The 2,909-nt window shown below is 73.8% G+C and carries 4 protein-coding genes; 3 read left to right on the top strand and 1 reads right to left on the bottom strand.

The window, feature by feature from the left end; translation table 11 throughout:
* Nucleotides 1–448, top strand: a 448-nt coding sequence (gene purN, locus B8460_RS09770) for a phosphoribosylglycinamide formyltransferase (RefSeq protein WP_048861408.1), incomplete at its 5' end; no start/stop codon positions are given.
* Between the two features lie 38 nt (nucleotides 449–486).
* Nucleotides 487–642, top strand: a complete 156-nt coding sequence (locus B8460_RS21840) for a hypothetical protein (protein ID WP_158322789.1) — start codon at nucleotides 487–489, stop codon at nucleotides 640–642.
* Between the two features lie 104 nt (nucleotides 643–746).
* On the opposite strand, the gene ndk is transcribed toward B8460_RS21840, so the two are convergent.
* Nucleotides 747–1,169, bottom strand: coding sequence for a nucleoside-diphosphate kinase (gene ndk, locus B8460_RS09765; RefSeq protein ID WP_048861407.1), 423 nt, complete (start codon nucleotides 1,167–1,169; stop codon nucleotides 747–749).
* Nucleotides 1,170–1,300: 131 nt separating this feature from the next.
* Between ndk and B8460_RS09760 the strand changes: the two genes are divergently transcribed.
* On the top strand, nucleotides 1,301–2,909 hold a 1,609-nt coding region (locus tag B8460_RS09760; protein ID WP_048861409.1), incomplete at its 3' end, for an ABC-F family ATP-binding cassette domain-containing protein.

The following is a 2,909-nucleotide window of genomic DNA, read 5'->3' as shown; positions in this document are numbered from 1 at the left end:
CCGCGACCGCGCGGCGCACGAGGCGGCGATCGACGCGGCGCTGGCCGAGGCCGGCGTCGATCTCGTCTGCCTCGCCGGCTATATGCGGCTGCTGACGCCCTATCTGGTCGATCGCTGGGAGGGGCGGATGATCAACGTGCATCCGAGCCTGCTGCCGGCCTTCCCTGGCCTGCACACCCATGCCCGCGCGCTCGCCGCCGGGGTGCGGCTGCATGGCTGCACCGTCCATTACGTGACGCGCACGATGGACGAGGGGCCGATCATCGCGCAGGCGGCCGTGCCCGTGCTGCCCGGCGATACCGAGACGACGCTGGCCGACCGCGTGCTGGCGCAGGAACACGTGCTGTATCCCGCCGCGCTGCATCTGGTGGCGGGCGGAGCGGTCGCGCCGGCCCCCGCGGGCGCCGCCCTGCTGAACCCTCTTCCGCCTGCGCCCGCGTTGACTTAATACGAACGCCGTTACGCATGACAGGACACGCCGAGGCCATGGCCGAGCACGCCCAAACCGTCACCGATGTCGCACTGGAGGCCGATCTTCTGGCCGACCGCCGCCGCTTCTGGGGCTCCTGGACGCGGGCCGTGACCGGCGCCGGGATCGTCATCGCGCTGCTGCTGATCGGCATGCGCGTCTTCCTGGTCTAGCCGCCCGCCCAGTGCAGCAGCGCGGCAACGCGACGCCCGGACCGGGCGTCGCGCTGTCGCGCGCGGGGGCCGAGACGGCGGCGCCGGCCCCGCGCCGCGCCGTGTCAGCCGACGATGTCGACGCCCGCGAAGAAGAACGCGATCTCCGCCGCCGCATTCTCCGCGCTGTCGGAGCCATGCACCGAATTGGCCTCGATGCTCTCGGCGAACTCGGCGCGGATCGTGCCCGGCTCGGCCTTCTTAGGGTCGGTGGCGCCCATCACCGCGCGGTTCTTCGCCACCGCGTCCTCGCCCTCCAGCACCTGCACCACGACCGGGCCGGACGTCATGAACGTCACGAGGTCGCGGAAGAACGGCCGCTCGCGGTGCACGCCGTAGAACGCCTCGGCCTGCGTCTGCGTCATGTGGATGCGCCGCTGCGCGATGACGCGCAGGCCGGCCTCCTCCAGGCGGGCGGTGATCTTGCCCACGAGGTTGCGCCGCGTGGCGTCGGGCTTGATGATCGAAAACGTCCGCTCGGTCGCCATGCGGCTGGTCCTTCCTGGGATCGGCACGGGCGGCACTCCCGCCCGGTTTGCGGCGGCCGTGTAGAGCAGCCCCGCCGGGGCGGCAACCCCGCGCGCTTTTCCGCGCCGCATCATTGGCCTACATCGCGCGCATGAGCGTGCTGGCGATCGACGGGGCGGTGATACGGCTGGGCGGCCGGACCCTGCTGGACGGGGCGAGCCTGGCCGTGGACGGCGGGCGCAAGCTCGGCCTTGTCGGGCGCAACGGCGCGGGCAAGTCCACCCTGCTGCGCGCCATCGCCGGCGAACTCGGCCTCGACGGCGGCACCATCCGTCTGGCCAACCGCGCCCGCATGGCCTGGGTGCGGCAGGAGGCGCCGGAGGGGCCGGCGAGCCTGACCGACACCGTGCTCGCCGCCGACGCCGAACGCACCGCCCTGCTGGACGAGGCCGACCGTGCCCCGCCGGAACGCCTCGCGGAAATCCACGAGCGCCTCGCCGCCATCGGCGCCGACGCCGCGCCCGCCCGCGCCGCCACCATCCTCGCCGGCCTCGGCTTCGATCCGGCGGCGCAGGCGCGGCCCGTCGCGTCGTTTTCCGGCGGCTGGCGGATGCGCGTGGCGCTGGCCGCCGCGCTGTTCCTGCAACCCGACCTGCTGCTGCTGGACGAGCCGACCAACCATCTCGACCTGGAAGCGACGATGTGGCTGGAGGGGTGGCTCGCCCGGTTCCCAGGTGCCGCCATCATCGTCTCGCACGATCGCGGGCTGCTCGACCGCGCGGTCGATGCCATCGCGCATCTGGATCAGGGGCGGCTGTCGGTCACGCCCGGCGGCTTCGATGCCTTCGTCCGCATCCGCACCGAACGCGCGCTGCAACAGGCGCGCGCGGCGGAGCGCGTGGCGGCGCAACGGGCGCATCTGCAGGCCTTCGTGGACCGTTTCCGCGCCAAGGCGACCAAGGCGCGGCAGGCGCAGGCGCGGCTGAAGGCGATCGCGCGCCTGCCGGAGATCGAGTCCGTGATCGAGGACGCGGCACCCCGCTTCGCCTTCCCCGACCCGCCGCGCCTCGCGCCGCCGATCCTGGCGCTCGACCGCGTCGCCGTCGGCTATGACGGCACGCCGGTGCTGCGCGGCCTGTCGCTCACGCTCGACCCGGACGACCGGGTGGCGCTGCTCGGCGCCAACGGCAACGGCAAATCCACCTTCGCCAAGCTGCTCGCCGGCCGGCTCGACCCGCTGGCGGGCGACGTGCGGCGCGGCCCGCGCCTGTCGGTCGGCTATTTCACGCAGCACCAGGCCGAGGAGTTGATCGCCGCCCGCACGCCGATCGACCACATGCAGGCCGCGCTGCCGAAGGCCGCGCCGTCCGCCGTGCGGGCGCAGCTCGCGCGGTTCGGCCTGGACGCCGACCGGGCGGAGACGCCGGTGGGCGACCTGTCGGGCGGCGAGCGCGCGCGCCTGCTGCTGGCGCTGGCCACGCGCGACGCGCCGCATCTGCTGATCCTCGACGAGCCGACCAACCATCTCGACATCGACGCCCGCGACGCGCTGGTGCGGGCGTTGTCGGACTATCAGGGCGCGGTGCTGCTGATCACCCACGACCCGCATCTGGTGGAGCTGGTGGCCGATAGGCTGTGGCTGGTCGAGGGCGGCACGGTGCGCAATTTCGACGGCGATCTCGACGATTACCGCGCGCTGCTGGCCGAGCGCGCCCGCCCCGCCGCGCGCGGCGATGCGCCGAGCCGGCGCGACGACCGGC

Source organism: Acidisphaera rubrifaciens HS-AP3, from assembly GCF_000964365.1.
In the GTDB taxonomy this organism is placed as follows: Bacteria; Pseudomonadota; Alphaproteobacteria; order Acetobacterales; family Acetobacteraceae; genus Acidisphaera; species Acidisphaera rubrifaciens.
The sequence above is the reverse complement of the archived record's forward strand: the minus strand, read 5'-3'. Positions and strand labels throughout refer to the sequence as shown.

Coding starts and splice junctions, on each gene's coding strand:
- B8460_RS21840 (WP_158322789.1), top strand. CDS start 487: ATGGCCGAGCACGCCCAAACCGTCACCGATGTCGCACTGGAGGCCGAT.
- ndk (WP_048861407.1), bottom strand. CDS start 1,169: ATGGCGACCGAGCGGACGTTTTCGATCATCAAGCCCGACGCCACGCGG.